The sequence below is a fragment of the Hymenobacter nitidus genome (assembly GCF_020447315.1).
Classification (GTDB): Bacteria; Bacteroidota; Bacteroidia; order Cytophagales; family Hymenobacteraceae; genus Hymenobacter; species Hymenobacter nitidus.
On sequence record NZ_JAJADQ010000007.1, the window covers coordinates 82,408 to 104,650 of the forward strand.

Annotated in this window: 21 protein-coding genes; 9 read left to right on the forward strand and 12 right to left on the reverse strand. The window is 59.1% G+C overall.

The window, feature by feature from the left end; translation table 11 throughout:
• Positions 1 to 228 precede the first annotated feature (228 nt).
• From LGH70_RS14020 to LGH70_RS14035, 4 genes are all read left to right on the forward strand, one after another.
• The gene (locus LGH70_RS14020) at positions 229 to 915 is read left to right on the forward strand and encodes an OmpA family protein (protein WP_226186742.1); all 687 of its coding nucleotides are present in this window, start codon (positions 229 to 231) and stop codon (positions 913 to 915) included.
• Positions 916 to 1,122: 207 nt separating this feature from the next.
• A complete protein-coding gene (locus LGH70_RS14025; protein WP_226186745.1) occupies positions 1,123 to 3,366 on the forward strand; it encodes a prolyl oligopeptidase family serine peptidase in 2,244 nt (747 codons plus the stop codon).
• A 77-nt stretch (positions 3,367 to 3,443) separates the two neighbouring features.
• Complete coding sequence (locus LGH70_RS14030; protein ID WP_226186750.1) at positions 3,444 to 3,683, forward strand: hypothetical protein; 240 nt, start codon at positions 3,444 to 3,446, stop codon at positions 3,681 to 3,683.
• A 154-nt stretch (positions 3,684 to 3,837) separates the two neighbouring features.
• Positions 3,838 to 4,365, forward strand: a complete 528-nt coding sequence (locus LGH70_RS14035; RefSeq protein WP_226186753.1) for a GNAT family N-acetyltransferase — start codon at positions 3,838 to 3,840, stop codon at positions 4,363 to 4,365.
• Here LGH70_RS14035 and LGH70_RS14040 read toward each other — a convergent pair.
• From LGH70_RS14040 to LGH70_RS14090, 11 genes are all read right to left on the reverse strand, one after another.
• Positions 4,299 to 5,552, reverse strand: coding sequence for a sterol desaturase family protein (locus LGH70_RS14040; protein ID WP_226186756.1), 1,254 nt, complete (start codon positions 5,550 to 5,552; stop codon positions 4,299 to 4,301). The genes LGH70_RS14035 and LGH70_RS14040 overlap by 67 nt on opposite strands.
• A gap of 112 nt (positions 5,553 to 5,664) precedes the next feature.
• Positions 5,665 to 5,967 (reverse strand): DUF4286 family protein, encoded by a 303-nt coding sequence (locus LGH70_RS14045; RefSeq protein WP_100338541.1) that lies wholly within the window; start codon positions 5,965 to 5,967, stop codon positions 5,665 to 5,667.
• A 142-nt stretch (positions 5,968 to 6,109) separates the two neighbouring features.
• Complete coding sequence (locus LGH70_RS14050) at positions 6,110 to 6,559, reverse strand: DUF6526 family protein (RefSeq protein ID WP_226186758.1); 450 nt, start codon at positions 6,557 to 6,559, stop codon at positions 6,110 to 6,112.
• A 118-nt stretch (positions 6,560 to 6,677) separates the two neighbouring features.
• A complete protein-coding gene (locus tag LGH70_RS14055) occupies positions 6,678 to 7,019 on the reverse strand; it encodes a hypothetical protein (protein WP_226186760.1) in 342 nt (113 codons plus the stop codon).
• Positions 7,020 to 7,083: 64 nt separating this feature from the next.
• Entirely contained in the window at positions 7,084 to 8,352 is a 1,269-nt protein-coding gene (locus tag LGH70_RS14060; protein WP_226186762.1) for an MFS transporter, read from the reverse strand.
• Positions 8,353 to 8,400: 48 nt separating this feature from the next.
• Positions 8,401 to 8,736 (reverse strand): hypothetical protein, encoded by a 336-nt coding sequence (locus LGH70_RS14065; protein WP_226186765.1) that lies wholly within the window; start codon positions 8,734 to 8,736, stop codon positions 8,401 to 8,403.
• A gap of 3 nt (positions 8,737 to 8,739) precedes the next feature.
• Positions 8,740 to 9,690 carry a cation diffusion facilitator family transporter gene (locus LGH70_RS14070; RefSeq protein WP_226186768.1) on the reverse strand — a complete coding sequence of 317 codons (951 nt, stop codon included), beginning with the start codon at positions 9,688 to 9,690 and terminating at the stop codon, positions 8,740 to 8,742.
• A gap of 106 nt (positions 9,691 to 9,796) precedes the next feature.
• Positions 9,797 to 12,259, reverse strand: a complete 2,463-nt coding sequence (locus tag LGH70_RS14075; RefSeq protein WP_226186770.1) for a TonB-dependent receptor — start codon at positions 12,257 to 12,259, stop codon at positions 9,797 to 9,799.
• 170 nt (positions 12,260 to 12,429) lie between these two features.
• The gene (locus tag LGH70_RS14080; protein WP_226186773.1) at positions 12,430 to 12,996 is read right to left on the reverse strand and encodes a hypothetical protein; all 567 of its coding nucleotides are present in this window, start codon (positions 12,994 to 12,996) and stop codon (positions 12,430 to 12,432) included.
• Positions 12,997 to 13,032: 36 nt separating this feature from the next.
• The gene (locus LGH70_RS14085; RefSeq protein WP_226186775.1) at positions 13,033 to 15,441 is read right to left on the reverse strand and encodes a TonB-dependent receptor; all 2,409 of its coding nucleotides are present in this window, start codon (positions 15,439 to 15,441) and stop codon (positions 13,033 to 13,035) included.
• Between the two features lie 145 nt (positions 15,442 to 15,586).
• Positions 15,587 to 15,925: a hypothetical protein gene (locus LGH70_RS14090; RefSeq protein WP_226186778.1), complete on the reverse strand. Its 339-nt coding sequence runs from the start codon at positions 15,923 to 15,925 to the stop codon at positions 15,587 to 15,589.
• A 513-nt stretch (positions 15,926 to 16,438) separates the two neighbouring features.
• On the opposite strand from LGH70_RS14090, the gene LGH70_RS14095 reads away from it, so the two are divergent.
• From LGH70_RS14095 to LGH70_RS14105, 3 genes are all read left to right on the forward strand, one after another.
• Positions 16,439 to 16,951 (forward strand): hypothetical protein, encoded by a 513-nt coding sequence (locus LGH70_RS14095; protein WP_226186781.1) that lies wholly within the window; start codon positions 16,439 to 16,441, stop codon positions 16,949 to 16,951.
• A 287-nt stretch (positions 16,952 to 17,238) separates the two neighbouring features.
• On the forward strand, positions 17,239 to 19,068 hold the full coding sequence (gene htpG / locus LGH70_RS14100) for a molecular chaperone HtpG (RefSeq protein WP_226186784.1): 1,830 nt from the start codon (positions 17,239 to 17,241) through the stop codon (positions 19,066 to 19,068).
• A gap of 234 nt (positions 19,069 to 19,302) precedes the next feature.
• The gene (locus LGH70_RS14105) at positions 19,303 to 20,259 is read left to right on the forward strand and encodes a toxin-antitoxin system YwqK family antitoxin (protein ID WP_226186786.1); all 957 of its coding nucleotides are present in this window, start codon (positions 19,303 to 19,305) and stop codon (positions 20,257 to 20,259) included.
• 69 nt (positions 20,260 to 20,328) lie between these two features.
• On the opposite strand, the gene LGH70_RS14110 is transcribed toward LGH70_RS14105, so the two are convergent.
• Positions 20,329 to 20,691 carry a YraN family protein gene (locus LGH70_RS14110; RefSeq protein WP_226186789.1) on the reverse strand — a complete coding sequence of 121 codons (363 nt, stop codon included), beginning with the start codon at positions 20,689 to 20,691 and terminating at the stop codon, positions 20,329 to 20,331.
• A gap of 258 nt (positions 20,692 to 20,949) precedes the next feature.
• On the opposite strand from LGH70_RS14110, the gene lipB reads away from it, so the two are divergent.
• Positions 20,950 to 21,744 carry a lipoyl(octanoyl) transferase LipB gene (gene lipB, locus LGH70_RS14115; RefSeq protein ID WP_226186793.1) on the forward strand — a complete coding sequence of 265 codons (795 nt, stop codon included), beginning with the start codon at positions 20,950 to 20,952 and terminating at the stop codon, positions 21,742 to 21,744.
• A gap of 2 nt (positions 21,745 to 21,746) precedes the next feature.
• The gene (locus LGH70_RS14120; protein WP_226186795.1) at positions 21,747 to 22,163 is read left to right on the forward strand and encodes a hypothetical protein; all 417 of its coding nucleotides are present in this window, start codon (positions 21,747 to 21,749) and stop codon (positions 22,161 to 22,163) included.
• The last annotated feature ends 80 nt before the right edge of the window (positions 22,164 to 22,243 follow it).

The window sequence follows — 22,243 nt, forward strand, 5'->3', positions numbered from 1 at the left end:
CCAGCAAATGCCAAACGTTTTGATCTTGTTCTACGTCGGCGTTATGCTGCTGTATTCCGTCATAGTGCCGTGAGCTTCTTCTTTCTGCTGCTCAAGCCAAAAAGTGGAAGCTGGCAAAGCTTCTTACTGCGCCTGATTGCCTTTTTGCTGATTGTAGGCTGGCCCATACTAATGGCCTGGGGAATGATTCTTAGTGCTGAAGTAGACCGTCAATCCATTTAATTACCCATGAACGATCCGCAAAACCGCTCTTCCAACGACTTCTTCTGGCCCAGCTACGTGGACCTGATGACGTCGCTCTTCGTGGTAATGCTGGTGTTGTTCGTGTACAGCTTTAAGCTGTTCAAGGATCGGGAGCACGACCTGAAAGCGGCCAACGGCGAGTTGAAAGCCAAGGCCGAGGAGCTGGAGCAGATTACCAAGATCCGCAACTCCCTGAAGCGCCTCGAAGGCAAGTATTTCAAGTACGACCCGGCCCTGGAGCGGCACGAGCTGCTGGTGCCGGTGCAGTTTAAATCGGGGCGCGACGAAATCCAGGATGCGTATAAGCCGGCTCTGCTGCAGGCGGGCCGCACGCTGCGCTCGGTGCTCAAAACAATCAAAACCGAGCAGCCGGTGCGCTACCTCGTCATTGTGGAAGGCATGGCCGCCCGCTACAGCGGCAACGACGCCCGCAACCGCGCCGAGGAGCAGCTTACCTACCAGCTCAGCTACCGCCGGGCCCTGAACCTGCTCAACTTCTGGAAGCAGAACGGCCTTGACTTCAGCCAGGACAGCGGCGTGGAGCTGATTATCGGGGGCAGCGGCTTCTTCGGCACTGGCCGCTACCGGGGCGCCAAAGAAGGCCAAAACAAACGCTTCCTGATTCAGGTGATTCCCAAGATCGGGCGCATTACCAGCACCACTGTGCGGTAACGATATATTATGTCGTTCTGAAAATATGAACGGCATGCTGAGCTAGGCGAAGCATGCCGTTGTTCTTAGTTTGACTTACCGCAGACAGGAAACTTAGGCAGTGGCATTTGGAACGGCGCCTGCCCCAAACAAAAAGTCGCAATTCGCGCGGGTTGCGGGTTATGGGTTTATATTCGGCCCCATCCTCCTTTCTACGCTCCGTATCGTATGCGCAACCTATCCTACCCGCTACTGGCGCTGACGGCCCTGGCGGCTTGTAAGTCGTCTCAACCCGCCAACGACGTGGCCGCGCGCCGGCCCCTGACCGAACTACCTACCACTGAACCTAATGGCCCGAGCCGTCGCGGTGCGGCGGCCGTGGCCGACTTGCCCCGACTCGCCGTGGAATACCCTAAAACCCGCAAAACCAACCATACCGACGACTACTTCGGCACGCCCGTCACGGACCCGTACCGCTGGCTCGAAGACCTCGACTCGCCCGAAACCAAAGAGTGGGTCACGGCGCAGAACAAGGTTTCCTTCGGCTATCTGGAGAAAATTCCCTTCCGCGACCAGATCAAGAACCGGCTCACCAAAATCTGGAACTACGAGCGGTTTGGTGTGCCCCAGATTGAGGGGGATAAGCTGTACTACTCCAAAAATGACGGCCTGCAAAACCAGGGCGTACTCTACGTGCAGCAGAACGGGCAGGAAGGCCAGCCCGACGTGCTGCTCGACCCCAACAAGTTTTCGGCCGATGGCACCACCGCCCTGGCCGGCACCTACTTCTCCAACGACCACCGCTACCTGGCCTACGCCACCTCGGGCGGTGGCTCCGACTGGCAGAAAATGAAGGTGCTGGACCTCAAAACCCGGCAGCCGCTCAAAGACGAGCTGCAGTGGGTGAAAGTATCGGGGGCGGCCTGGGCCAAGGACGGCTTCTACTACAGCCGCTACGACGCGCCCAAAGCCGGGCAGAATCAGCTGTCGGGCAAAAACGAGTTCCACAAGGTGTACTACCACAAGCTGGGCACCGCCCAGAGTGCCGACAAGCTGGTGTACGAGGACAAAACCATGCCCCTGGGCTTCCGCACAGTGGGCACCACCGACGACGAGCGGTTCTTGGTGCTCTACACCACCGACGGCAAAAACGACGGCAACCGTCTGGCCGTGCGCGACCTGACCGACCCGAAGCAGGCCACCAAGTTTACTCCCCTGATTTCGAGCTACGAGCACAACAACTCGGTGATTGGCAACGTGGGCGGGCAACTGCTGATGCTCACCAACTACAAGGCCCCGCGCTACCGCATTGTGCTGATTGACCCCAAAAAGCCCCAGGAAGCCAACTGGAAAGAGGTGATTAAGCAGGGCGAAAACAAGCTGGAAGACGTGGCCCACGTGGGCGGCCGCCTCATCGTGACCTACCTCAAGGATGCCAGCAGCCAAGTGAAGGTGTACTCGGAAAAAGGCGAGTTCCAGAACGACATCGAGCTGCCCGCCATTGGCACGGCCTCGGGCTTCGGGGGCCGCCGCGACGCGAAGAGCGTGTACTACGCCTTCACCTCGTTTGCTTACCCCACCACTATCTACCGCTACGACCTGGAGTCGAAGCAAAGCACCGTATTCCGGGCCCCGAAAGTGGAGGTGAACCCCCAGGACTACGTGACCACGCAGGTGTTCTACGCCAGCAAGGACGGCACGAAGATTCCAATGTTCATCGTGTACAAGAAGGGTGTGAAACTCAACGGCCAGAACCCGACCTACCTATATGCCTACGGCGGCTTCAACGTCTCCCTGACGCCTGGCTTTAGTGTGGCCCGTATGCTGTGGCTCGAAAACGGCGGCATTCTGGCGATTCCCAACCTGCGCGGGGGCGGCGAGTATGGTGAGGCTTGGCACCAGGCCGGCATGACGCCCAACAAGCAGAACGTATTCGATGACTTCATTGCCGCCGCCGAGTACCTCACCGTGCAGAGCTACACCGACGCCAAGCACCTGGCCATTGCCGGCGGCTCCAACGGCGGCCTGCTGGTGGGCGCCATCATGACGCAGCGGCCCGAGCTGGCCCACGTGGCCTTCCCGGCCGTGGGCGTGATGGACATGCTGCGCTACCAGAAGTTCACCATCGGCTGGAACTGGGCCCCCGAATACGGCACTTCCGACAACTTCGAGCAGTTCAAGAACCTCTACAAGTTTTCCCCGCTGCACAATCTGCGGGCCGGCACCACGTATCCGGCCACGATGATTACCACCGCCGACCACGACGACCGGGTAGTGCCCGCGCACTCGTTCAAATTCGCGGCGACGCTGCAGGAAATGAATGCTGGCCCCAACCCCCAGCTAATTCGGGTGGATGTGAATGCTGGGCACGGGGCGGGCAAGAGCACAGCCCTGCAGATTCAGGAGTGGGCCGACATCTGGTCGTTTGCCTTCCACAATATGGGCGTGAATCCGTACCCGATGGGGCGCTAGCACGTAGGGTGGTTTCGGGCGTCGCTTCGTATCTTGCGGCCCCAAAGTCCCAAACGCCTGTCTTATTTCGGCTTACTATGAACAAAAAGTTCCTGCTCGGTCTGCTGACCGGCGCTTCGCTGCTGACGCTGTCCGTTTCTTCGTGCAAAAACCCCGATAACGAAACCAATGAGGAGGTAGTCGCTCAGCCCCTGCCCCCCATTCCGGCGGCTCCCGACACGACGGGCGGCAAAACGGCCCCTCAGAATGCCGCTACCCGCGAAATCAACGCGGCCAACGCTACCGAGGACATCAAGAAGATGCAGCCCCAGATGTAATTTCCGCCTTCGGGCTTTTTCTGCCAACGCCCATCTGCCGCTACCTGCGCAGATGGGCGTTGGTGTTTTTGCTTTGTCTTGTCTTAAAGTCGTATGTCATGCTTCGGCAAGCTCAGCATGACGTTCTTTTTTGATCTTATAATCTGTCCTTTTTATGTCAACCATCACCATCCGGCGCGGCCGACCCGAAGACTTAGCCCGCGTGCACGAGCTCATCGTGGAACTGGCCGTGTATGAGCGCGCCCCGCAGGAAGTGACCAACACGCTGGTGGATATGCACCGCGACGGTTTCGGCCCCGAGCCCATCTTTGGCTTCTTCGTGGCGGAAGCCCCCGAGCAGGGAATTCTGGGCATCGCGCTATTCTACACGGCCTACTCGACCTGGAAAGGCCGCATGCTCTACCTGGAAGACCTGGTGGTGACGGAAGCCGCCCGCGGCACGGGTATCGGCAAGAAGCTGTTTGACGCCGTGGTGGCCGAAGCGCGGCGCACCGGGGCCTACCGCCTGAAGTGGCAGGTGCTGGAGTGGAACGAGCCCGCCATTGGCTTCTACAAGCGCATCGGGGCCAACCTCGACCCCGAGTGGTTCAACGGCAACCTCACGGCCGAGCAGCTTCAGGCGTATGCGTGCGACGCCTCGGTGGTAGAAGCCGTGGAAGCAAATACCCTGCGAAACGAGTAAGCCCACAGCAGGGAAAGAAGCAGCCAGGCCGAGCCGGCTGCCGCAGCCGGCATAAACCACGACGACTCGCGCAGGGCAAACAGCAGCAGGACCAACGAGGCTACCAGACGCACGGGTTCCAGTAGGTAGCCCGTGCGTTTGGCTTCAAACAGGGCCCCACAGGCCACGGCCGTCCACAGGCACCAGCCCGCTACGAGGTAGCGCAGCATCGGGGCCATGTCTTTCTGGGTGAACATGAATACGGCCGCTACGCCCAGCAGCACCACATACTGCAGCAGCACATAGAAGTTGACAGTACGCGGGGCGCTGGTCGTGTATTTCTGCAGGGTACCGGCGCTGACCTCCGGAATCTGGTGGGGGCCACCCAGCGCGGCGGGGCGCCAGCCGGGCCGGCCGACTACTATGCGCAGCTTATTGCCCAGGCCGGGCGTTTCGCGCAGCTGCTCCCGCATCTGGAAATAGTGGCTGAAGTTCACCCACAGTGGGTTCCAGGAGCGCACGGGTGTGGTGATACCATAGACCGGGGTTTCCTCTTCCGGCTGAAACGTGCCGAACATCCGGTCCCAGATAATGAAGGTGCCCGCGTAGTTTTTGTCGATGTACTTGGGGTTGCGGCCGTGGTGCACGCGGTGGTGGGAAGGCGTGTTCAGCACCCATTCCAGCGGCCCCAGCTTGCCAATAAACTCGGTGTGAATCCAGAACTGGTAGAGCGTGACCAGGGCTGAAACGTAGACGAAGAACTCGGTTTCGAAGCCCAGAATGGCCAGCGGCAGGTAAAACAGAAAGGTGAAGAAGCCCTGCAACGAGCTTTGGCGCAGGGCCACCGACAGGTTGTAGTCCTCGCTCTGGTGGTGCACCACGTGGCCGCCCCAGAAGAAGCTGATTTCGTGGGAGTAGCGGTGGGCGAAGTAGTAGCAGAGGTCGGCCAGCACGAACAGCACGATGCCCCAGGCCCAGGTGCGCGGAATCCGGAACAACGCAAAGTGGGTGTAGAGCAGCTCGTACATGCCAATGACGCCGACCTTGAGCAGCACGCCCGTAATCTGCGACGTGACGCCGCAGCTGATGTTGGTAATGGCATCGTGGAAGCGGTAGCGCTCCGTGTGCTGCAGCCGCTCGACCAGCAGCTCTACCCCGATAAGGGCGAAGTAGATCGGGATGGACAAGACAATCGGGTTGATGCTCATGGCCAAATAGTGGGGTGGGAGAGGGCAGGTCGGGCAGAGAAATATACTAAAAAAGGGCCGCTCCCTGACGGAAGCGGCCCTTTTAAAACGATACGAAAACTTCAGCCGAAGCTTAGTCTACTACTTCCAGCATGGTGCGGAACGAGGCGTAGCGGCCCCCGAAGTGCTTTTCCATTTCCCGGATCAGCGCCGGGGCGGCTACCTGCTGGTATTCTTCGAGCTGCTCCAAGCTCACGCAGTAGTATTGCGAGGCGTAGGTAACACCGTTGTCTTCCTCATTGAGCATGCGGCACAGCTGGCTTTTCAGGAAAAAGCCGGTGGCCATTACTTCGGGCATGTGCGTGTCGCGCATGTACACCAGCCACTCCTCGGCAATTTCCGGATCAAGGCTGGTCGTGACGTTGTAGAGAATCATATGCGTTGTTGGGGTACTTAAAGGCGCTTTTTCAGGAAGTCGCGCTAGTGGCGCCGCAGCCTACAGCCCCGGCGAAACAGACTAACACAAAAGTCGGCGGAAAAATCCAACCGCGGGTATTTCGCCCGCTGCCAGCCGAAAATCACACCCGCAGGTGGTCGAACTGGAAGTCCTGAATCCGGGCCTGAATATCTTTGGAGCTGAGCTTTTCGCGGGCGGCGGCCTCCACCAGCGTCGGCAGTTCGGCATCACCGGCGAAGCGCAAAGCCAGAATTTGGCTCATCTGCAGCTGAGGCTCCCAGGCCCGCAGGCTCTTGCCGGTCAGCTCAAAGTAGCGCTGGCGTACCTCCAGCCGAATCAGGCGGTCCTGCAGGGCCAAGGCGTAGTGCTGGCGCAGCATGATAAGCACACCCAGCCCAACCACGGCCAGCAGCATGATGGTAAACCAGAGCCGCGAAATCTCATCGTCGTTGCCGGCTACGTTCAGGTAGCGCCGGATGCCGTAGCCGGCCAGCACCACGGCGGCCGGAAACAGCACAAAGTGGTGCCACGGGTAGTACATGGGTTTGTTTTTCGTCGGTTGGTCGGCCATAGTGCAGAAAAGAAGTGAGAGTAAGGGAAGAGGGCAAGGAACATAAAAAACACTCCGGCTCAAGAGCCGGAGTGCGAAATTCTATACGCGGAGCAGCGTAGAAAGGTAGCAGCAAAGCCTAGGCTTTGGTAGCCTGTTTGGCCGCCCGGGTGCGCTTCTTCTCGTCGCGCAGGGCCTGTTTAGCTATTTTCTCCTGCCGCCGGGCTTCTTTGGCGGCCACTTCCTGCTCCTTGAGCTGCGCTTTCTGCTGCCGGAGCTGGGCTTTGGTGTCGGCTACGGCGCTGCTGCTGGCCGTGGCCTGATCCTTTTGGCTGGCCAGCGTGGCTTTGGCATCGGCGGTGCGCTGCTGCTGCATCTGCAGGCGGGCCTGGGCCGTATCGGTAGGAGCTACTTGGGTTTGGGCCTGCGCGGCGCTGGTACCCAGCGCGGCAATGGCAAGTATGGCGAAAATCTTTTTCATGGCTAAGGGAGTTACTGTTTAGTCTGTAACGGCTCCCGGTAGCGGCAGGGCATAAGTTTTGCGTTTATTCTTCCAGATAATCAAGGTCTTTGCCGTAGCTCTCGGGCAAGGTGCTTACGGCCCAGAAGGCTATGAGCAACGACACCACGCCAATAATGGCCGCGCTGCCGATAATACCCAGCGGCTGCCCGCCCACTGGCAGCTTGGCCAGCCCGGTGAACATAGGCACCAGCATCACCACTGAGCCGCGGGCAAAGTTGGGCGCCGTAGTTGCTACCGTGGCCCGCAGGTTGGTGCCAAACTGCTCAGCGGCCACCGTCACGAACAAGGCCCAGAAACCCACCGTGAAGCCCAGCACGAAGCAAACTGCGTAGAAAGCCGTGGGCGAAGCGCCGCGAATGGCAAACAGATACACGGCGCACAGCAGGCCGCAGAGCAACAAAAACAGCTGCAGTGCCCGGTTGCGGCTGCGCAGCAGCTGGCTGAGCGTGCCGCTGGCAAAGTCGCCGAAGACGAGGCCGAAGTAGCACCAGAACACGCCCAGGCCCGCCGAAACCGGCCCGGTGATGCCCAATTCGCGGCCAAATTCCGGGGCCAGCGTAATCAAGATGCCGACCACAAACCACAGGGGCACGCCGATAAGCAGGCACTTCACATAGCGGGCCAGCCGTGGGCCTTTGGTAAACAAGCTCAGGAAGTTGCCGCGTACGGCCTCGGTTTGCTTGGCCTGCTCAAACATCCCCGACTCGTATACGCCTACCCGCAACGCCAGCAGCGCCAGCCCCAGGCCGCCGCCCACGAAGTACGCGTTGCGCCAGCCCAAAGCCTCGCCCACCCAGTAGGCCAGCATGGCCCCCGATACGCCCACGGTGGCCACTATCATGGTGCCATAGCCGCGCTTTTCCTTGGGCAGCGTTTCGGAAACCAGCGTGATGCCCGCGCCCAGCTCCCCGGCCAGCCCAATGCCCGCAATCAGGCGCAGCCAGGCGTACTGGTCGATGGTTTGCACGAAACCATTGGCCAGGTTCGCCAACGAATACAGCAGGATAGAGCCAAACAGCACCGAGAGCCGGCCCCGCTTGTCGCCCAGAATGCCCCACAGAATACCGCCGAGCAGCATGCCGCCCATCTGCATGTTAATCAGAAACAGGCCCTGGTCGGTCACGGCGGCCGGATCGGTAATGCCCAGGTCGTTGAGGCTTTTGACCCGCACGATGCTGAATAGAATCAAGTCGTAGATATCAACAAAGTAGCCCAGTGAGGCCACAATGACGATGGCGCTGAAGAGGGAAGCCGTTTTGGGAGCGGAACCAGGGCGGGAGGTAAGAGCCATGCGAAGGAAAAGAGCAGGAAAGGACTTAGGCACGCAGATTACAAAGATTTACCGGCTCCGCAACTCGTGGTATTGGCGGCAGCAGTCTTTGATGATTTGCTCAGCGGTGTCTAAGGGCAAGTAACTGGCAGCATATGGGCCACCAGATACCGTAGCCTCGGCGAAGAAGCCGTACTTGGCTGACTCCGGAACGCAGATATCCAGCACATCAACTTCTGGATCATCGGAAATAGCGAAGCTCCATGTATCCCAGCGTGAACGGAAATAAAACGGGTTGCCGGCTACCGTACCGGTGCCTTGTATCGGAGCGTAGCCCTCCAGCTCACCAATAAGCAAAAGTTGTGGGTCGTCAATTCGGCGTTTATATTCTTTCGGCAAGGCCATTGCTCAACTGACTCTTTTTTCTAGATGTTCCGCGTCGCAGCAGCCGTGGTGGCCGGCTACGGCCGTGTCCTGCTCAATCTGCACGGTGCAGTGCCCGATGTTGAACTCGTGGACCAAGTCGTGCTGCAGTTTCTGGAGGAACTGGTTGGCATCGGGGCTGCCGCCGGGGCGCACTACGTGGGCCGTAAGGGCGGTATCCTGGGTGCTGAGGGGCCACACGTGCAGGTCGTGGACTTCCGTGACGCCGGGCCGGGCCAGCAGAAACGTCCGCACCTGCTCCAGGTCGATGCCGGCGGGTACGGCCTGCAAACTAAGCTGCAGGGTTTCGCGCAGCAGCCCCCACGAGCTGTAGCCGATCAAAGCCAGAATGAGGAAGCTGATGAGCGGGTCGAGCCACAGCCAGCCGGTCCAGAGCACCAGGCCGCCCCCGACCACCACGCCCGCCGATACCAGCGCGTCGGTGAGCATGTGCAGATAGGCGCCGCGTACATTCACGTCGCCCTTCTGCCCGCTGCTGAACAGCCAGGCCGTGAAGCCATTGATAACGATGCCCAACCCGGCCAGCAGCATCACCATCTTGCCGTTCACCGGCTCGGGGTGGCGCAAATGGCTGATGGTTTCCCACAGAATAGCGCCTAGCGCCACGTACAGCAGGGCCGCGTTCAGCAAAGCGGCCTGAATGGTAACGCCCTTATAGCCGTAGGTGTAGCGCGCCGAGGAGCGGCGCTGGGCCAACAGCGTGGCGCCCCAGGCCAGGGCCAGACTTAGCACGTCGCTCAGGTTGTGGCCCGCATCCGAAAGCAGAGCCGAGGAGTTGGCCCATAGCCCGCCCGCTACTTCAACTATAACGAAGGCAATATTGAGGGCAATACCCACCCCAAACGCCCGCCCGAACTCGGTGGGAGTATGATGGTGATGGTGGTCGTGGCCGGAATGGTCGTGAGAATGAGCCATACAGTGCAAGGGGCTGAAAAGCAGTTGGCAGCAAGATACCTACTTGCTGCCAACTGCGGCTTGCCGACAAAAGTGTCCTCAAAAGCGCTGCGCAGGGTGCTACGGGCTAATTAAAAGCCAGCGGCACAACCAGCTTCAGGCTCACGTTGCGGCCCATATTGAAGACCCCGGTGCGGCCGTTGCTTACGTTGTAGGCCGCGTATTTCAGCCGGCTCAAATGGCTCTGGTAGCCCACGTCGAATAGGTTGTTGGCGGTCAGGTAGAGCGAAAACAGCGTTTGGGCCCGCGCATTCACAATGTCGGACCCCAGGCCCAGGTTTACGAGCGTGTAGCCGGGTGTGCGGGTTTCGGTGTCGAAGGCCGAGAAGAAGCGGTTCTGGGCGAAAGTATGCTCCACTCCGCCGCGGGCATAGAGGTTGCTCAGGCGGGAGTTGCCCACCTTGCGGAAATTCACCCGCAGCGTCGACTGCAACCGGTCGGCGGGAATAAAGGGCAGGTATTGCTGGCCTTCGGGCTGGTTGAGCTGCAGGGCGCGCACCATGGAAAACGAGTTTTCGAAGTGCAGCCAGTCGAGCGGGTGGGGGTGTACGTCGACCGTAACCTCGCCCCCGGTCAGGCGGGCGTCGCCCTGGCTGTAGCGGAAGATCGGGTCACCCTCCTCGCTCACCGCATCCTCGACCCGTTCGGGGAAGATGTAGTTCTGAATCTGGTTGCGGAAGGCATCGAGGCTGAGACTGATGTGCTCCGTGTCGTAGCTCACGCCACCGTCGAGCTGCAGGCTGGTTTCGGCTTTGAGGCCCGCGTCGCCCAGCTCGTAGCGGATAGTGCCTTCGTGAATGCCGTTGGAGCCCAGCTCGGCAATGTTCGGCGCCCGAAAGCCCCGCGACACATTGGCCTTGAGCAGCAGCTTTTCGGTCACGTTGAACGCCCCGCCCAGGCTGCCCGATACGTTGCGGAAGGTACTGGTGAAGCCCCCGAATTTTTCCTCGCCTTCGCCACTACTTACGGGCTGCTCCGTGTCGGGGTCCAGGTAGAGGGCGTCGGCCGTGATGCGGCGGATGTCGTAGCGCAGGCCGCCGCTCAGGTCGAAGCTGCCAAAGGTTTTCTTGGTCACGGTAAACACGCCGCCGTCGAGTAGGCGGTAAGCCGGAATCAGGAATTCGACGCCCTTGTTCATGTTTTCCTGGCGCATGCCGCTCAGTCCGATGGTCGTGTTCCAGCCATTGGCTTCGGGCAGAAAATAGCGGGCGGCATAGTCCAGGGTGCGCAGCTGAAAGTAGAGCGACGGGTCGGTGGGAGCCAGCACGTCGCCAAACTCCCGGCGCAGGTTCTGCTGCCAGCCCACGTTCAGCGTGAGGCGGCTCTGGCCCAGGATAAAGTTGTTGTCGGACCCAATGCGCAGGTGGTTGATTTGCTGCTTGGGCACGTCCAGGTCGTAGCCGCGCAGGTCCTGGTCGGATACGGGCACTTCGGCCACGGCATCCCCGCCCACGTTCACGGGGCGCAGGAAGCGGCCGGTTTCTTCGTCCCGCTCACCTTCCACCAGGCCCACTTCTTGGTTAAACGAGTTGAAGGTGAGGTGCGAGAAGCCCCAGCTTTTGTTCACGCCCACGTAGCCGTTGCCGTCCAGCTCCCGAAACCCGGAGTTGTAGACCGGGCCGTCGTAGCGGTTGCGGTAGGGGCCGGCTATTTTGCCGCTGCCGCGCACCAGCCAGTTGAAGCCGTTCTTGTTGCCGGCGTTCATCAGCGAGTAGCCCTGCAGGCGGTTGTTGGTCTGGTAGTTGACAGCCACCGAGCCCAGCACTTTGCCTTCCTCCACCGGGTCGGGCGCCAAGAAGTTGACCACGCCGGCCATGCCATCGGAGCCGTAGAGCAGGCTGCCCGGCCCTTTGATAATCTCGGCCCGCTCAATGGCGTACTCGTCGATTTCGATGCCGTGCTCATCGCCCCACTGCTGGCCTTCCTGCTTGGCGCCATTGTTCAAGGTAATTACGCGGTTGGCGCCCAGCCCCCGAATGACGGGCTTGCTGATGGCGGCCCCGGTCGTTATCTGCGAGATTCCCGGGGTGTGGGCAATGGCGTCAATGGCGTTGGTAGCGGCGGCCTGATTGAGCTGCGTCCGGTCAACCACCGTGGTGGGCACCGGGGAGCGGCGCATTTCCGTGGAAGCCGATACGCCCGTGACGACCACCTGGCCGATTTCGGTGGTGGCCGTGGTCAGGGCCACATCTACCGGCTGGCCGGTGCCGGTATCTACAATCTTAGCCACGGTGTTGTAACCCACAAACCGGACCTGCATCAGAAAACGCCCCCGGGGCAGATTGGCAAACCGGAACGTGCCGTCGGGGCCGGCGGTAGTGGCCTGGCGCAAATCCGGGAATACGATGGTGGCTCCCGGCAAGGGTTCCTGGGTAGCGCCATCCAGAATGCGGCCCGTTACGGAATTCGCGGGGAGCCGGGCAGTACGCAGGGCCGGGGCGAGGGTAGGGGTGGGCTCGGTTGTCTGGGCCAGCAGGCTTCCGGAAAAGGCAACAAAGAACAGGCCGGTGGCCCAGAAAGAACGAGACATAAAATACTGCAGAAAGCGTCGTAGCGCATGAACGGGAAATAGGGCGGGAGGATGCGCCCGGAAACAAGAAAACATCGGCCAGAAGCCGATGCCTTCATTTTGTTCTCCAAACCAAACCATATGGAGACACAGGCACCGGCCAAGCCGGGCCTTACTATCGGAGAGCCAGCCTAGCGGACGGCCGTCGGGAAGCGGACTTCCACATCGGTGTCGCCGGGGGCAAACGTGCCATTTTTGGTGCCGGGCTGGTGACGCAGCGTCACTTTGAGGGTGCCCGTGGTGTTGGCCGCATTAGCCGTGCCGGCCACTACACGGGTTTCGAGGCCCACCTCCAGGCTTTTGGCATCCTTATCGGTGCGCGTAATGGTCAGGTTCACGTTGCTGGGCTCGAAGAAGAACATGTGTTCATCCGCTTCCTCCTTCACCTCATCGGAGATGATGACAGCCGGATTCTTGGTTTCGTCGAGCAGCACCAGCTTGCCCGTGTAGGTGGTACCGGCAGCCAAGGTCAGGGTGCCAATGGTAGGATCGGCCCCGCCGTCGCCGTCCAGGTCGCGGTATTGCACCGTCACAGGGGTGCCACCACCTGCCGGCGTCAGCTCATAGCGCACCGTCGTGATTTGCTCGTTGTCGTCGTCGGGAGTGGGTTCCTCGTCGTTATCTTTTTTGCAGGCCCCCAGCAAGGGTGCCACCAGCAGCAGGGCAAACAGGGATTTCTTGAACACAGGATTTTTCATGAGAAGGGGGTAAAAAGAAAGGTCAGGGTGAAAGATTTACTGGGCGGAACGGGACAGTTCCAGGGGAATATGCAGACGCAGCGTCAGGTTGCGGCCCATTTCATCGGCGAAATACCGGTAGCGGTTCAGGTAGTCGCGGTAGCGCTGGTTGAGCAGGTTGGTAGCCGCCAGGCTCACGGAGAGGGGCAGCCGGCCCCAGCGCACCGTCGCTCCTGCTTCCAGGCTTAGCAGGACGTAGCCGGCCGGAGTCGCCAGCAGGTCGCGGGCTTCGTAGTTGTCTGGCACACGGGTTTGCCGGGCCACGGCATCCACGCCCAGCTGCGCGTAGCGGCCCCGAAACCGGCCCGTATGCTCGGTCCAGTCGTAGCGCAGGGAGGCGGCAGCCCGGTCGGCGGGCATCAGAATCTGCCACTCATCGGCCCGCGTGTCGCGCGTGCGCACCATCGAGCCTTTCAGCGCCAGCAGCCATCGGGCCGCCAGCTGGTAGCTGCTGCTCAGGTCGATGCCCCGGAAGGTGGCATCGGTTTGCTGGTACTGCCAGCTGATGTGGCTGCCGCGCACCGTTTGCACGGGCTCGGTCAGGGGCACTTGGTAGATAAAGTCCAGAATTCGATTCTGGTACACGGTTATTTCGCCGTTGAACCGCGGGTTGGTGTGCCAGTGCACGCTCAGTCCCGTGTTCAGGGCCGTTTCGGGCGCCAAGGCTGCCGCGCCGGGCACCAGGTCGTTGCCCAACTCATACATGCCATTGTGCACGCCCTCACTGAACCGCTCATTAGCGGCCGGTGCTCGGCGGGTCAGGCCGGTGTTCAGGCTCAGGGTAAGGTGGGCCGTGGGGTCGTAGGTGGCACCCAGCGAAGCCGCCGGGGTGGTGTAACGGAAGCGGGTGCGGTCCACGAAAAAGGCGCCGTTGGCACTCCGGTCGCCGCGCTTCACGGCCAGGTCACGGCGGTCGAGCCGCAGCCCGCCTTCCAGCAGCCATTTGTTGAGTTGCCACTTCTCAATCCAGAAGATGCCCCCCGTCAGATTAGTGTAGTAGGGAATAAACTGCCGGCTACCATCGGCGTAGCGGTTGAACTGGTAGGTGCCGGCCACGCCCAGACTGCCCGTAAGACGGTGCCAGGCTTTGTGCTCCCACAGCAGCTCGCCGGTACTGGTGCGGTTGGTGTAGCTCAGCTCGGGCAGGTTGCGGGAAGCCAGGTTGTCGTTGCGCGGCCGAAACTTGTCGTACTCATCCCGGTAGTCCGTCTGCTGGGCTAGGGTAAACTGCAGCTGCCCGGCCGTGCCAGTCTGCAGAAAGCCCGTGAGCTTGGTTACGTCGTGCCGTACCTGTTGATAGGCACGGTCAATGTCATAGCTGAAGCCTGTGGTTTCTAGGGGAGCAGGGCGGGCTACGGCAAGCAGCAGATCCGTTTTGCTGCCCGCGTGCGAAGCCGGCAGAATCCCGATACGGGTATTGAACTGACTGTGGAACAGCTCCAGGCCGTAGCCCGCCTTGCGCCAGCCTACCGCGCCCGAAAAGTTCTGCTCAGCAAAGCCGGAGTTTTTCAGATAGTAGTCCGGCGTTTGCATGGTGCCGGCCCGGCGCAGCGTACCTTGGGCCCGCCAGCGCAGGGCGGGCAGCTTGCCAATGTTGCCATCAAGCGTTGCCGATGCCGCTCCCAGGCCATTATTGCTCATTCCCACCAGATTCAGCTCGGCCCCGAGGCCTGCTGAATCACGCAACGGTTTTGGTTCTACCAGCACCACTCCACCAATGGCGTCGGAGCCGTAACGGACGCTGGCCGCGCCTTTCACCACCGTCAGGCGGGACGCAATAAAAGGGTCAATTTCTGGTCCGTGCTCGGTGCCCCACTGCTGCCCTTCCTGGCGTACGCCGTTGTTCAGTACCGTTACGCGGTTGGAGTGCAGGCCATGAATCATGGGCTTAAAAATGCCCGGGCCGGTTTGAATGGCCGTTACGCCCGCAATCTTCTGTAGCGCTTCTCCCAGGGCCTGACCGCGGGTTTGTTGCAGGGCGGCTCCCGTCAGGGTAGTGGAAGGTTGGGGAGAGGGAGCTGTAGCTCGCTGGCCCTGTACTAGCGCTCCGCTCAGCAGTACCGCATCGGGATGCAGCTGGAAGTTCCGGATATAGGCCCCGTCGAGGCGTACGACTGCCGTTTCGCGGCTGTAGCCCACGTAGGAAACCTGCACCTGATATGAGCCCGCGCACAGGTGGAAATGGTAGTTGCCGGCGGCATCCGTTTGGGTAGACTGCTGGGTTTCCAGCACCACTACGGTCGCGCCCGGCAGCCCCTCACGCGACTCATGGTCGGTGATGCGGCCGCTCAAAGAGAGCATGCACTCGGGCTGTGCCTGGGTAGCGCGTGCCGCTACTACCGACGCTAAGAGCATCAGCCAGAGGGCACCCGCTACCCTGGCAACGGCCAAGAAGCGAAAATCCATAAAAAAAAGGAAGCCAGTGGGAAACCCGCTGCTGCGCATGCCAAGGCACACTAGGGCTTGCTAGGGCGCAGCAACGCTGAGTACGAGCCGTCGGTAGCCCTGCCAAAGTGGGGCAGGCACACTGCGTAGCTCGAAAAACAGGAAATTACCCCTGGCAGGGCGGGCCGCGCAGGTCGGCAGTGGCCGGGGCCGCAGCCCGCCACACAGAAGCTACCGACTCCGCCTTCGGAGCCTGATAACTTGTGAAAAGCGTAAATTCAAGCGGCACCGCCGCCTGGAAGGGTACGTCGAAGAAATGGTCGACGGCGCAGTGCTGGTGCTTGGCCGATAGCACGGCCTTGGCTTTTGATACCCCGGGCGGTGGCGCCGTTTCCTCCAGCGTGTGCTCGTGCGAGTGCAAGGCCAAAATCCACGCATCCGGCAGCAGCACCCGCGTAAAGCAGAGCAGCAGCAGAATAGCTAAACGGGACCGGAGTGCGTGCATTTGCAACAATGTATCAGAAGCAGGCTTCAAAGGTAAAACAAAATCTGAGCTGACAAAGTATGCCGCTCATAAACTGCTTTAGGTGGCGGTGCTCTTGGGTAAGTTACTGACAGCATGCAGGTATAAAGCCAGAGCTTCTCTTCTTGGTGCCTATGCTGATGTTAGAATAGCTCGTCTAAAACGGTAAGTGTATAAGATTGGTTAGGATAAACATTTTTTCACGCAAATGGTAGTGACTTACATGTATAGTGCAATACGCGCATGATGGGGTCAATCCATTGTTAGCCATATTGATAGGCCTTTGCTATGTATTTAATGCAATTTAATAAGCCAGTTGTTGTGGCCGTGCTTAAGAAAAAAGCCCTGCTGTAGTTTGCTCCCGGCCCTTAGGCGCCACCACAGCGAGCTTAAGCAGGCAATAAAGCACTGTAGTCGAAAAGTTATAGAAGTAGCCTTTTTGCAATCTATCTTTGTTTACTAGGCATCCCGTATGTTGTGTTGTCTTAAGAACTCATGATTGCATCAAATTCTCTGTTTGTACACCACGATGAAGGGCTCCGCTTGCTACGCTGGCAATGGAAAGGAGCAATGCATCCCGTTCAGTTTCAATCGGCTTTTTACTATCTGCTGGAAGTTTCTGATAACAAGAAAGTTAGGCGTTGGTTGGTAGATACTTCCGACATGCCGGTAGTTGGTATCGATGAGCAGGCCTGGCTTAGCGAAACCTGGCTGCCTCTCTTCGCCGGGCTGCAGGTAAAAGACATTGCCATCATCTTGCCGGCTAACCTGCACAATCAGCTCGTTATTGAAACGGTTTTGGCTGATGGACAGCGTTATGACTGTGGAGAAATTCAATTCTTCTCGGATGTTACTTCGGCACTTGACTGGCTTACGAATTCATCGGGGCGTGGCCCGGAGCTGGAAGCTGAATGGGAAAGTCAGCATAAGGAGGAAATAGAAAAGTATAATATAGAGCACAAGCATGGTTCATTCGTTGCGGCTGGGCGTTTCCCGCGTACGTTCTAAAAGAACCCGATTTAAATAAGCCAAAGTGTAGCCTGACCGTAAGCTGGGCGGTTGACTAGGAGGAGGAACATAGTGGGGTAGGAGAGGAAGGCATGGTGCCCGGGCGGAAAGACGAAGAGCGAAGGTGGCGGGGGCCATTTATTAGATAAAATAGCTTCAGGCTGCTGTCAAACTGACAGTTGAGCAGTCGTGGAACAGGTTTTGAAGCGGCTCGTCCTGCGAATAGCCGCCCGTAGAGGCTGGCGTTTCGTCCGGATTCTTATTTCAAACCCTTTTGCCAACGCGCTATGCAAGAGAAAGGTAGCATCTCGATTCATACCGAGAATATCTTCCCCATCATCAAGAAGTTTCTCTACTCCGACCACGAAATCTTCCTGCGGGAACTGGTTTCCAACGCCGTAGACGCCACCCAGAAGCTCAAGAGCCTGGGCCAGCTGGGCGAGTTCAAGGGGGAGTTGGGCGAGCTGAAAGTGAAGGTGAGCGTGAACAAGGAAGCTCGCACCATCACCATTTCGGACCGCGGCCTGGGCATGACGGCCGAGGAAATCAAGAAATACATCAACCAGATTGCCTTCTCCGGCGCCACCGAGTTTGTGGAGCAGTACAAAGAGAAGGACACCGCGGCTAAAGACCAGATTATCGGTCAGTTCGGCCTGGGCTTCTATTCGGCCTTCATGGTGGCCGACAACGTGGAAATCTTCTCCAAGAGCTACAAGGATAACACCGAAGGCGCCCACTGGACCTGCGACGGTAGCACCGAGTTTAGCCTCGAAACTACTGACAAGGCTGACCGCGGCACTGATGTAGTGTTGCACGTAGCCGCCGACTCCGACGAGTTTCTGGAGCCGGCCCGCCTGCGTACCATCCTGACCAAGTACTGCAAGTTCCTGCCCATCGAAATCGAGTTTGAGGGCGAGGTAATCAACCAGACCCAGCCCATCTGGGCCAAGCAGCCTTCGGAGCTGACCGACGAGGACTACACCAAGTTCTACCAGGAGCTGTATCCTTTCTCGGAGCCGCCGCTGTTCTGGATTCACCTCAATGTGGATTATCCGTTCAATCTGACCGGTATTCTCTACTTCCCCAAGGTGAAGGACGAGCTGCAGTTCTCGCGCAACAAAATTCAGCTCTACTCGCGGCAGGTGTTCATTACCGACGAGGTGAAGGACGTGGTGCCGGAGTTCCTGATGCTGCTCCACGGCGTGATTGACTCGCCGGATATTCCGCTGAACGTGTCGCGCAGCTTCCTGCAGGCCGACGCGGCGGTGAAGAAAATCAACACCTATATCACCAAGAAAGTCGCCGATAAGCTGGCCGAGCTCTACCGCAAGGACCGCGCGGGCTTCGAGGAGAAGTGGTCGGATATCGGACTGTTCGTGAAGTACGGCATGCTCTCCGACGACAAGTTCTACGACAAGGCCAAGGACTTCGTGCTGCTGCAGAACACCGCCGGTAAGTTCTTTACCCTAAGCGAGTACCAGGAGTTCGTGCAGGCCAACCAGAAGGACAAGAACGAGCAGACGGTGGTGCTCTATACCACCGATGCGGAAGCGCAGCACGGCTTCGTGCAGGCCGCCCTCGACCGGGGCTACGATGTGCTGAAGCTCGACGCCGTACTCGATTCTCACTTCATTGGCCAGCTGGAGCAGAAGCTCGAGAAGGTCACCTTCAAGCGCGTGGACGCCGATACCATCGGGAAGCTCATCGAGAAAGAGGAAACGACGGAAAGTGTACTGAGCGACGACGACAAGACCAAGCTGCAGGAGCTGTTCAGCAAGGCCATCAGCAATCCGCAGATGCACGTGCAGGTCGAGGCTTTGTCGCCCCAGGATGCGCCGGTTATCATTACGGTGCCCGAATTTATGCGCCGCATGAAGGATATGCAGCGCGCTGGCGGTGGTGGTGGCATGCAGATGTTTGGCTCCCTGCCGGACAGCTACACCGTGAGCGTGAATGCCAACCACCCCGTGGCCCAGCGTGTGCTCAGCGCCGAGGACGAAGCCAGCCAGAAACTGGCCCGGCAAGCCTTCGATCTGGCCTTGCTGGCCCAAGGCTTGTTGAAAGGCGAAGCCCTGACGGCCTTTGTGAAGCGCAGCGCTGATTTGCTGACAGCTTAAGTGGTGAACTAGTGGAGTGGTGAAATGGTGCGTTGTCGTTCCGCCGGCGCTATCCACACTTCACAGCGCAAGAAGATAAAACGGCTCCGGTGGCACTGCTACCGGAGCCGTTTTGTGTTTTGAAGAGCTGCCGGAACAGCAAACTCACCATTTCGCGACTTTACCGTCTCACCGCGGCGGCACTAAATCCCTCTATCTTTACGTTCGACCCTACGAATTCAGACTGCTTCCTTGATGCGCCTACTTCGGTTCTCCTTTCTGCCCATGCTGTTGCTGCTGCTAATACTAGGAGCCTGCAGCAAAAAGACGGTTTCCTTTAACAGCAAGCCCGAGCAACCCGGCCTGGCCGTACTGCTAACCGACTCGCTGACCAACAGCGCCGACACGACGAAAGCACCCTCGCTGCTCGTTAAGCGCCTGGCCATGACCAAGGAGCAGGAGCGCGCCGCCAAGGAAAAGGAGAAGGAAGGGCAGCGCAAGACCAAAAAGAAGAAAAACGTATTCCTGGGGGAGAAGATCAAAAAGAGCTTCACCAAGTCGGGCCCCAAGGGGCGCAACCAGGTGATAGAGGTGTTTTACTTCCTCAAAGCGTTCCAGCAGCCCAGCGAGTATGCGCCGGCCCTGTACTACTTCAATCCCAAGAAGCGCAAGATTTTCAAGGCGACAACCGAGCTGAACCCGGCTACCGACAAGGTGCTGCACGGGCCCTACAAAAAGATGCAGGGCGGCAAAGTGGTGGAAACCGGCTATTTCGCCCTCGGCACCCGGCACTTGCGCTGGGAGCGGTTCAACAAGGACAATGTGCTGCTCACCAAAACGCACTACGAAATGGGCTTCCCGCGCGACGCGGCCGTGAGCTACTATGACGCGGAGCGTAAGAAAATCAAAGAGGTGATTCCCTATGTGGCCGGCAAAATTGAGGGCGACTATGTTCGCTACCTCGAAAACGGCCAGCGCGACTGGGACGGGCAGTTTGAGAACGGCAAGAAAGTCGGAGTCTGGACCAAGTACTGGGGCTTCCGCAACCGTCGTCACTACGAGTACCAGTACGGCGAGTCGGGCTACGACCCGGAAGTAGCCGAGCCGGAGCTGGTGAAGGAGTACAACCGCAATGCCGTGCTGGTCTACGATAAGGAGAAAGGCATCGACAAGCGCGACGCCGTAACCGACCGGCCCGGCGGCAAGAAGTAACCTTTCTGCGCTATATACTATATAGGAGTGAAGTCCATCCGGCCCCGGGTGGACTTTTTCGTGCGGGGCCTAGTAGAAAGCATCTTCGAAGTGCTCGATGCGGAACCCGGCGCTGTTGGGGGCCAGGGCCAGAATATCGAAGCGAATGTCACCGGCCCAGTTGGTTTCCTCCTGGTAATTCTCGGCCGCCAGGCGAAACAGCTGCTTTTTGCGCTCGGTCACGAATTCCTCCGGGAATCCGAACTGAGCGGAGGAGCGCGTTTTTACTTCCACAAAGACCAGCAACTCCTGTCCCCGTTGCACAATAAGGTCTACTTCGGCGCGTCGGTACCGGTAGCCGCGCCTGGCCACGGTGTAGCCCAAGCTGATCAGGAAAGCAGCCGCGGCCTGCTCACCCGCCTGGCCAAGTTCGTGTGCTGCAAAGGCCGCCATAAGCAGGGAGGGAAGGTGGTCAGATTGGCTTTGGGACTAAATCTAGTACCTTTGCGGACTTTCTCTGGTACTCTTGCGGTTCCGGTTGAGCGGGCTAAATACGGTAAAAATCGACTGGCAAGTCTTTTTTAGACACTTTAGCCTGGCTGGTGTTATCTGGAAAGCTGTTCCGGTTTCCATCTTTTATGGAGCCGTCGGCAGTTCTCCGGGCAATGCTCCGAAGTGAGTTTCGGCAGTCTGCTTCCTAATACGCTTGTTATGTCTCTATCCAGCTCCTACGCTACTTCCTCCGGCACCCCGGCACCAGCCAGTGCTGCATCCGGTGAGCCTGGGCTCAACCGGCAGGTGCTCGTCCGGAACTTAGGATTAGCTCCGTACGAAGCAACTTGGGCGTATCAGGAGGAGCTCTTGGCCTCGATACTGGCTATTAAGGTGCAGAACCGGCTGGCTGCGGAGGAAGGCCGCACCCCTGAGCCTACACCCAATTACCTGCTGCTGTGCCAGCATCCGCACGTGTACACGCTGGGCAAAAGCGGCAAGCCCGAGCATTTGCTGCTTGATGAGGATGGTCTGGCCCGGCATGGTGCCACCTTTCACCGCATCAACCGGGGCGGCGACATTACCTACCACGGCCCGGGCCAGTTGGTAGGCTATCCTATTCTCGACCTCGACAACTTCTTTACCGACATTCACCGCTACCTGCGGCTGCTGGAGGAAGCCGTTATCCGTACGCTGGCCAGCTACGGCCTGGCCGCCGGCCGTATTGCCGGGCTCACCGGAGTATGGCTGGACTTTACAGAAGGCGCCGTCAACCCACGCAAGATCTGTGCGCTGGGCGTAAAATGCAGCCGCTGGGTGACTATGCACGGCTTTGCCTTCAACATTAACACCGACCTTTCGTATTTCGGCCACATCGTGCCCTGTGGCATCACCGACAAAGCCGTTACTTCCCTTCAGCAGGAGCTGGGCCGGGAAGTGCCTTTGGCCGAAGTCGAACACCTGTTGGTGGGGCACCTGGCCGACTTGTTTGAGGCAGATTTTATTGCCGCGTAACCATGAAAGAACACATTACTTTCGACCCGGTTGAGGGCGTTTCCATTGCTATAGTGCCCGACGAGGCGGCGGCTACAGACCAGGGCAAGGCCGGGTGGCAGGTATATCTGCTCAACCATAACTCCTTTCCGCTCAGCAACGTCATTGTGAGTTCCAACGGCTATGGCACGCAGGAAAATGGGGACAGTGTCCGAACTTCCACGCTCCGGCACGTACTGCTGGAAGTGGCACCGCAGTCGGCCGTGCCCATCGAGCCCATCGACCCCGACCTGTTTCACCTCAACAATCAGTACTGGGTGAGCTATTACCGGGGCGCGCAGATCTTCGATAAGAAGTTCATCTTCGTTCCCGATTCGATTGTCGCCGCCAACCTGATCCATATTGCTTTGCTAGACCGCGAAGGCGTGTTGCACAGCTAATCACCAAGTCGCAAACCAGTTCGGGTATATTTTCCGAGCTATTTGCTTAATTTTGAGCCGATACGTGATGAATGCACTCG

Excerpts from the sequence above, each read along its gene's own strand:
- LGH70_RS14020 (WP_226186742.1), top strand. The coding sequence starts at position 229 with ATGAACGATCCGCAAAACCGCTCTTCCAACGACTTCTTCTGGCCCAGC.
- LGH70_RS14025 (WP_226186745.1), top strand. The coding sequence starts at position 1,123 with ATGCGCAACCTATCCTACCCGCTACTGGCGCTGACGGCCCTGGCGGCT.
- LGH70_RS14030 (WP_226186750.1), top strand. The coding sequence starts at position 3,444 with ATGAACAAAAAGTTCCTGCTCGGTCTGCTGACCGGCGCTTCGCTGCTG.
- LGH70_RS14035 (WP_226186753.1), top strand. The coding sequence starts at position 3,838 with ATGTCAACCATCACCATCCGGCGCGGCCGACCCGAAGACTTAGCCCGC.
- LGH70_RS14040 (WP_226186756.1), bottom strand. The coding sequence starts at position 5,552 with ATGAGCATCAACCCGATTGTCTTGTCCATCCCGATCTACTTCGCCCTT.
- LGH70_RS14045 (WP_100338541.1), bottom strand. The coding sequence starts at position 5,967 with ATGATTCTCTACAACGTCACGACCAGCCTTGATCCGGAAATTGCCGAG.
- LGH70_RS14050 (WP_226186758.1), bottom strand. The coding sequence starts at position 6,559 with ATGGCCGACCAACCGACGAAAAACAAACCCATGTACTACCCGTGGCAC.
- LGH70_RS14055 (WP_226186760.1), bottom strand. The coding sequence starts at position 7,019 with ATGAAAAAGATTTTCGCCATACTTGCCATTGCCGCGCTGGGTACCAGC.
- LGH70_RS14060 (WP_226186762.1), bottom strand. The coding sequence starts at position 8,352 with ATGGCTCTTACCTCCCGCCCTGGTTCCGCTCCCAAAACGGCTTCCCTC.
- LGH70_RS14065 (WP_226186765.1), bottom strand. The coding sequence starts at position 8,736 with ATGGCCTTGCCGAAAGAATATAAACGCCGAATTGACGACCCACAACTT.
- LGH70_RS14070 (WP_226186768.1), bottom strand. The coding sequence starts at position 9,690 with ATGGCTCATTCTCACGACCATTCCGGCCACGACCACCATCACCATCAT.
- LGH70_RS14075 (WP_226186770.1), bottom strand. The coding sequence starts at position 12,259 with ATGTCTCGTTCTTTCTGGGCCACCGGCCTGTTCTTTGTTGCCTTTTCC.
- LGH70_RS14080 (WP_226186773.1), bottom strand. The coding sequence starts at position 12,996 with ATGAAAAATCCTGTGTTCAAGAAATCCCTGTTTGCCCTGCTGCTGGTG.
- LGH70_RS14085 (WP_226186775.1), bottom strand. The coding sequence starts at position 15,441 with ATGGATTTTCGCTTCTTGGCCGTTGCCAGGGTAGCGGGTGCCCTCTGG.
- LGH70_RS14090 (WP_226186778.1), bottom strand. The coding sequence starts at position 15,925 with ATGCACGCACTCCGGTCCCGTTTAGCTATTCTGCTGCTGCTCTGCTTT.
- LGH70_RS14095 (WP_226186781.1), top strand. The coding sequence starts at position 16,439 with ATGATTGCATCAAATTCTCTGTTTGTACACCACGATGAAGGGCTCCGC.
- htpG (WP_226186784.1), top strand. The coding sequence starts at position 17,239 with ATGCAAGAGAAAGGTAGCATCTCGATTCATACCGAGAATATCTTCCCC.
- LGH70_RS14105 (WP_226186786.1), top strand. The coding sequence starts at position 19,303 with ATGCGCCTACTTCGGTTCTCCTTTCTGCCCATGCTGTTGCTGCTGCTA.
- LGH70_RS14110 (WP_226186789.1), bottom strand. The coding sequence starts at position 20,691 with ATGGCGGCCTTTGCAGCACACGAACTTGGCCAGGCGGGTGAGCAGGCC.
- lipB (WP_226186793.1), top strand. The coding sequence starts at position 20,950 with ATGTCTCTATCCAGCTCCTACGCTACTTCCTCCGGCACCCCGGCACCA.
- LGH70_RS14120 (WP_226186795.1), top strand. The coding sequence starts at position 21,747 with ATGAAAGAACACATTACTTTCGACCCGGTTGAGGGCGTTTCCATTGCT.